Origin of the sequence: Pseudomonas sp. CFII68, assembly GCF_000416195.1 — a bacterium.
GTDB classification, from domain to species: Bacteria; Pseudomonadota; Gammaproteobacteria; order Pseudomonadales; family Pseudomonadaceae; genus Aquipseudomonas; species Aquipseudomonas kilonensis.
The window spans coordinates 36,216-42,839 of the sequence record NZ_ATLN01000040.1; the positions used below are offsets into that span (position 1 = coordinate 36,216).

Genomic DNA, 6,624 nt, shown 5'->3' on the forward strand with positions numbered 1-6,624 from the left:
AATCCTCGTCAAAAAAAGCGGGGGACGGTGGCGCATCAGTTCGGCGAAACGCCGCCCAGGTGCTCGTGCCATTGCGCCGGCAAGCGTCGTTGCTGGCCCAGGCCGGCCAGGCGCTGACGTTGCGCCGGGCTCAGCAGGTCGAAGGCAATGACGTGGGGCAGTCCGGCGGACACCGTTCGTTCGGCGGCGAGTTGTTCGTCCAGCAGGTCGAGGGCCAACTGGTTGAGGGTGACGCTGTGTCGTTGCGTCAGGCCGATCAGGCGTCGTACATCGAGGCCCATGCCCAGCGCTTTCAACACCAGTTGGTTGAAGGCCTGTTCGTTGTAGTGATGCGACGGGTAGGCAGTGTCCAGGGCGAGGGCGGCGAACACCTGGCTGTTGCTGGTGCGCCCGGCCTGGCGTGCAAGCTCCACGCAGGCCCCGCGGCTATCGAGCCAATCAAGGGCCTTCAAGGTGGCGACCTTTTCCTGGTCGTCGCCCCACAGGAACAACTGGTGCAGCAGCGGGACTTGCTCGACGGCGGGCTGTTGTTCCAGCACCTGGGCCAGCAGCAACGCTCGCGCCATTTGGACGTTACTCCAGCCGGCGATATCGGGCAGTGCTCGCTCCTTGAGGTTGCTCTTGCACTGGCTGCTCAAGAGCGCCGCGGTGTTGGCGTCCGGGCGCTGGGCAAGTTGCTCCTGTGCCTGACGCCACCATTGCCGCTCGGTTTCTTCGAGCTGACGAATGAAATTTTGCCGTTGTTCGTTCAGGCAGTCGTGGCGCAGGTCGAGGGCCGCCGATGCCGCTGCAGTAACGTCCGTGTTCATGTTGGTTTGATCCAGCGCTGGAAATGAGGAAGCAGGAAAAACACCAGGACACATAACAGGCTGCCCAAGGGCTGGTTAGCCACGGCCAGCACCAGGGCATCGAACAGCGGCAGGGCTGCCAGGCCAGCGCCGATAAAGGCGCGGACCTGCCGTTGCCGAGGGTTGGCCAGGTTGTGCCAGTAATGCCAGCCCAGCCAGCCAAGCCATAACAGCAGCACCGGCCAAAACCAGGCGCTGCCTGCATAGATCGCCAAGGCCAGTGGGCTCAGCATCAGGAGCAGGGGGAGGCGGCTGATCAGTTGGTTGCGGTGTTCCTGGCGGGCCAGGTAGGTCAGGCCGCTGATGTAGACACCGAGCAAAATGGCGCAGAGCCAGATCGGTCCCGGTGGCAGCGCCAGACTGGCCGCTGCGGTGAGGTAGAGCGCCGAGCGGCAGGCCCCCATCAGCCAGACGCTGTGGGCGTATTTCTTGTGCAGCAGGTTGTAACCGAGAATGCAGCCCACCAACAGGGTGGCGCTGCCCAGCAGCCAGTGCGGCTGCTCGATCAACTGGCTCAGGCCCAGCAGCGAGGCCGCGGCCAGCACCAGCAACAACGCAGTGGCCAGCCGCACGTGCTGGCGGCTGACCAGGCCCAGGGTGATGGGGCGGGGGTTGTGGTGTTGTTGGTCCCAGTCGGCGTCCAACAGGTCGTTCAACAACATGCCGGCCAGGTACAGCAGCGACAGTGCCGCCAGCAGCAGGAGCCACACCAGGGAAGACGGCGGCGCCAGGGCCCCGGCGCTGCTGGCGAGCAGGGCGGCGGCCAAGGTGTTGGTCCACACCGTGGGCAGGTTGGACACACGGCCGAGGGTCAGCCAGGTCTTGAGGTTCGGCGCCGTCTGGTTCATTGCGCACAGCGCTCGTTCAGGGTCAGCGCAAGCTCGACCTGGGTGGACAGCCGCTGCAACGCCTGCTCCATTCGCGCGGTATCGATTTCATGCAAGTCCACCGACTCGCCGATCCGGCTGAGCATGGGGATGGAGAGTTGCCCACCCAGATGCTGGCGGAACTCCTCCAGCCCCAGCAAAACCTGCGAGCGCCCCAATGGATCTTTCAAGGTCAGTTCTGGCGGGTTCAGGCAGAAGCCGAGCTTGAGTAGCAGGTTCAGCACCCGTTCGGTGTCACTGTCGCTCAACAACCCCAGGGCATTGGCATAAAGCCCATCCAGGGCCATGCCCACTGCGACGGCTTCACCATGGCGCAGTCGGTGCTGACTGAGATTTTCCAGTTTGTGAGCGGCCCAGTGGCCGTAGTCCAAGGGCCGCCCGTTACCGCGTTCGAACGGGTCGCCGGCACCGGTGATGTGCGCCAGGTGCAATTCGGCGCAGCGGCGGATCGCATAGCGGCTGGCCCCATGTTCGAAATGGGCGAGGGCGTCGGCCTGTTGCTCCATCCACTGGAAGAACGCCTGGTCCTTGATCAGCGCGACCTTGACCGCCTCGGCCAGCCCGGCGATCTGGTCGCGCCGGGTCAGGCTGGTCAGCAATTGAAAGTCATTGATGACTGCGGTGGCGGGATAGAAGGCGCCGAGCAGGTTCTTCTGGCCGAAGGCGTTGATGCCGTTTTTCACACCGATGCCGGCGTCGTTCTGGGCGAGCACGGTGCTGGGGATGCGAATCAGGCGAATGCCGCGGTGGAAGGTGGCGCAGGCGTAGCCCACCGCATCCAGCACCGCGCCGCCACCGAGGGCCAGCACATGGCAATGCCGGTCCAGGCCATGTTTCAGCATGTCGGTGTACAGCCGCTGCAACACCTGCGAATCCTTGCTCGACTCGCCGGCCGGGACCGCGATCGGCGGCGCCTGCAGGTGCAGGTCTGGAAAATGGCTGGCGAAGTAGGCGTTGATCTGTTCCAGCAGGTGCGGGGCGCTGTGCAGCAGTTGTTCATCGGCAAATATCAACACCGTGACCGGGCCCCTGTGGCCGGCCATGAGCTGGCGGTGCAGGCAGGGATTGAGCGGATCGAATACATGATCGGTGAACACCACCGGGTAGTCGTAGCTGACCTTGAAGCGCCCGTGCAACGGTTGCTCCGCGTCGCTGCGGCGAAGGCTCTTGAACAGGCTGTACCCGGCGATGAACAGCCCGGGCAATACCATGCTGGCGAGCAGGGTCACCAACAGCGCGTTCTGCTCGACGAGAAAGGTGCCAATGGCGCTGTAGGCCAATGCCAGGCCAGCATTGGCCAGGGTGGTGACCAGGATGAAGGCGCGCAGTGGGTAGCGTTGCATCCCGGCGGCGACGACCGAGGTTTCCGCCAATACCGGGACCCCGCGCAGGCAGATCAACGACAGTGTGCCCAACCGGTACGCCAGTTGCCCCGGCTGGCGCTGATGCAGGCCGAGGCGGCCGGACAATAAGCGCAAATAGCCGGCTCCCAGGGCATAGCCCAGCCCGGCGCCCAGGCACAGGCCCACGAAAATCGCCAGGTAACCCCCCACGCTGCCGAGCATGGCCACGGCCAGCAGCGCGACCATGCTCGACGGCACTGGCAGCGCCACGTCCAGCGCCAGCAGGGCGATCAGCAACAACGCCAGGTAGAGTTTCTGCGCGGGCGTCGAGGGCTGGTACAGGTTGAGATGGGTCAGGAAGTCCTGGATCTGTTGTTCGAACAACAGGAAGCTGGCGATCACCAGGGCTGAAAAGCAAACCAATGACAGCCAGAAATGTCCGGCTGCTCCTTTTTGCGAGAGCAAACGATACCCACGGCCATGCTTCATCAAGCATCCCTCTTGTGGTTATTGACTGATTCCGTGTCAGTAATTGAAAGCAACGCCAAGTGTGTGTTTTAGGCCAATAGACGCTCTCGCCCGAGGGGCTGTTATGGGTGGTGTGTGATGTGGTCGGAGACAGGTTTGAATCTAGACGGCCAGTGTGTTTTTGCAAGGCGATCTGATGGCAATTTGATTTTGGGGCGCCACTTCGGACCTCAGATGACTCGCATCTGCCGCTTGTCCCGTTCGTTCAGGGCCTCGAATACCCACGCAACTGCGCCGGGCTGACGCCAAGGCGTTGCTTGAACAGCGTGGTCATGTGCGCCTGGGAGTTGAAGCCGCAGGTGTGCGCGATGTCGGTCAGGCGGGCGGTTGAATCACACATCAGCGCCCGTGCCTTGACCAGGCGCCGATCGATCAGGTAGCTGTGTGGGCTTTTGCCGGTGGCATTCTTGAATGCCCGCATGAAATACCCTTCGGACAAGCCAAGCAGGCCGGCCATTTCCTTGACCCCCAGCGGACCGTCGAGACCGGCGTCGATGAACTCGTCGAGCAGGCGCATTCGTCCGCCGGTGATGGACCCTTGTACGGGGGGCGAAAACGTCTTGTGCGCCTTCACCCGTTCAGCCAATCCGAGCGTCCAGGCTTCCCAGTCATCGTCTGCGGTGGCACGCAGCAATGCGCTGCGCATTCTCAGGGCGAGGGTGGTGGCCTGCGGATCCATCCGGTTGTTGAACGCCTGTTCCCCCGGCAACGCCATACCGTCGGTGCGCACGACCCGCAGGTATTCACCGCCCCTGGGGGATTCGGAGAACACGTCGCATTCGGCGGGGACGAAAGCCAGGCCGTTGGGTATCGCTTCGAAGGGTTGCACGCGGTCGCTGCCGATGGCGTGCAGGCCGCGCTGGCTGTCGAAGGCGAAGCCGATCGCCGACTGGGTCGCGACATAGCGGGTGGCGTAAGCGCAGCCGGGCAGCAATTCGATCGCCCACGGCCCTGCCTCGATGCGACGGACCGGTTCGGGCTGAGGCGGCTGTTGGCGGTTTCGAGGGTTCATGACCAGCATAGTAGTGAAGAGAGGACCAGAAAGTCAGGTCAGTTTTCTGAAAGCCCGCCGGTGGAGCCCTGATTAGACTGGGCAAAACCCGGAGGCCCATCATGCACACACTGACACGCGACGATATTGAACAAGCTGCCCGCCACTTATACGAAGTCATGCCCGCCACCGCCCAGTACGCCTGGCCCTTGTTGGCTGAACGGCTGGGTTGCACGGTGTGGGTCAAGCACGAGAATCACACCCCGACGGGGGCCTTCAAGGTACGCGGCGGCCTGACCTTCGTGCGCTGGCTCAAGCGCGAGCACCCAGAGGCAAAAGGCATCGTCACGGCGACTCGCGGCAACCACGGCCAGAGCCTGGCGCTGGCGGCCAGCGCATTGGGTTTGAAAGCATTGATTGTCGTGCCGCAAGGTAACTCGGTGGAGAAGAACAACGCCATGCGCGGTTTTGGCGGTGAGGTGGTCGAGTATGGCCGCGATTTCGATGAGGCCCGTGAAGAGGCCGCGCGCCTGGCCCAAGCGCATGGCCTCTATTTGGTGCCGCCGTTCCATCCCGAGTTGGTCAAGGGCGTGGCGACCTATGGCCTTGAGCTGTTCAACGCGGTGCCGGACCTGGACACCGTCTATGTGCCGATAGGCTGTGGCTCGGGGATCTGCGCGGTCATCGCCGCCCGCGATGCCTTGGGCCTGAAGACCCACGTGGTGGGCGTGGTGTCCACCGAGGCTGTTGCGGCGAAGTTGTCGTTTGAAGCGGGCAGGCTATGCGAGACTGCTTCGGCGAATACCTTTGCCGACGGCCTGGCCGTGCGCAAACCCGTTCCTGAGGCCTTTGCCATCTACGGGGCCGGGGCGGCGCGAATCGTAGCGGTCAGCGACGCTGAAATTGCCGGGGCCATGCGGGCGTATTACACCGACACCCACAACCTCGCCGAAGGTGCCGGCGCTGCCGCCTTGGCAGCGCTGATGCAGGAGCGTGAAACGATGCGGGGGAAAAGGGTGGCGGTGATTTTGTCCGGTGGGAATATCGACCGGCCGGTGTATGCGAATCTGATTGGCTGAACCCAGGCTTGCCGTTGTGGCAGGCGTTTCCACGTGACAAGTTTAGATCGATTATTTCTTACAGTTATTTATATAGGTTTGGATGGCATATCCATGACCGGATAATCGAAGCGGTCGTAGGGTAAATGTCTGCAGTGAAAGCGCAGGGCATGCAGCAGCAGACGACTCTGCGCGCGTCACTCCGGTAAGCCTGCTTGAACGTTCATTCCTGCTGTTCGACCGTCATCTTGTCGGGCCCGGGCCAATCCTTAGAATCCGCCCCATCAGCCTCATCCGACTCTCGAACCTTACAGGGAACACCACCATGATGAATGCCATGCAGATGCCGATGAACGCCAACATGCCGATGATGCCAATGATGGGCATGCCGATGATGATGGCGACCATGACCTGCGAAATGATGGATGACGGCATGCTGTGCAAAATGATGCCCGCTGCCGGCATGGACATGGCCATGTTCAAGAACAGCGCCGACATGATGCAGATGATGATGAACTGCGGCATGCCAATGATGATGCACTGCGGCAACATGAGCATGATGTGCATGTCCCCGGCGAGCATGGCCATGCCGATGGCGAGCATGATGATGCCAATGCCGATGATGGGCATGCCGATGCCGTCGATGAAGTGTGTGATGGAATGCACGGTGATGGCTGACTGCATGATGTGCAAAGTCATGCCGATGGCTGGCATGAACATGGACATGATGAAAAGCTGCTGCGCCTTGATGATGAAGATGATGAACGACTGCAGCATGCCGATGATGATGAGCTGCAACGGTATGCCGATGATGTGCTGCACCTGCTGATTCGTTGCTACGGTCAGTGGGGAGGCCTGGCAGTGCGGTGATGTTGTTTACTTATGCCGTTAGCGGGGGGGTTGGTATTCCGTTCTGAGGTTTGTTTCAGGCGGTGTGTATATCCGTTTCTTCGGTAACGGCCACTGACG

Annotated in this window: 6 protein-coding genes; 2 read left to right on the forward strand and 4 right to left on the reverse strand. The window is 62.0% G+C overall.

What is annotated here, in order from left to right; all coding sequences use genetic code 11:
- Positions 1–35 precede the first annotated feature (35 nt).
- The 4 genes from CFII68_RS19515 to CFII68_RS19500 form a co-directional block, all read right to left on the reverse strand.
- Entirely contained in the window at positions 36–809 is a 774-nt protein-coding gene (locus tag CFII68_RS19515; protein WP_018603868.1) for an EboA domain-containing protein, read from the reverse strand.
- Positions 806–1,696, reverse strand: a complete 891-nt coding sequence (locus CFII68_RS19510; RefSeq protein ID WP_018603870.1) for a UbiA family prenyltransferase — start codon at positions 1,694–1,696, stop codon at positions 806–808. The genes CFII68_RS19515 and CFII68_RS19510 overlap by 4 nt, the downstream gene beginning before the upstream one ends.
- Positions 1,693–3,567 carry a 3-dehydroquinate synthase gene (locus tag CFII68_RS19505; RefSeq protein WP_018603872.1) on the reverse strand — a complete coding sequence of 625 codons (1,875 nt, stop codon included), beginning with the start codon at positions 3,565–3,567 and terminating at the stop codon, positions 1,693–1,695. The genes CFII68_RS19510 and CFII68_RS19505 overlap by 4 nt, the downstream gene beginning before the upstream one ends.
- Before the next feature lie 244 nt (positions 3,568–3,811).
- Positions 3,812–4,627: a helix-turn-helix transcriptional regulator gene (locus CFII68_RS19500; RefSeq protein ID WP_018603875.1), complete on the reverse strand. Its 816-nt coding sequence runs from the start codon at positions 4,625–4,627 to the stop codon at positions 3,812–3,814.
- Between the two features lie 92 nt (positions 4,628–4,719).
- Between CFII68_RS19500 and CFII68_RS19495 the strand changes: the two genes are divergently transcribed.
- A complete protein-coding gene (locus tag CFII68_RS19495) occupies positions 4,720–5,676 on the forward strand; it encodes a threonine dehydratase (RefSeq protein ID WP_018603877.1) in 957 nt (318 codons plus the stop codon).
- Positions 5,677–5,980: 304 nt separating this feature from the next.
- A complete protein-coding gene (locus CFII68_RS26565) occupies positions 5,981–6,484 on the forward strand; it encodes a hypothetical protein (RefSeq protein ID WP_077506097.1) in 504 nt (167 codons plus the stop codon).
- Positions 6,485–6,624: the final 140 nt, after the last annotated feature.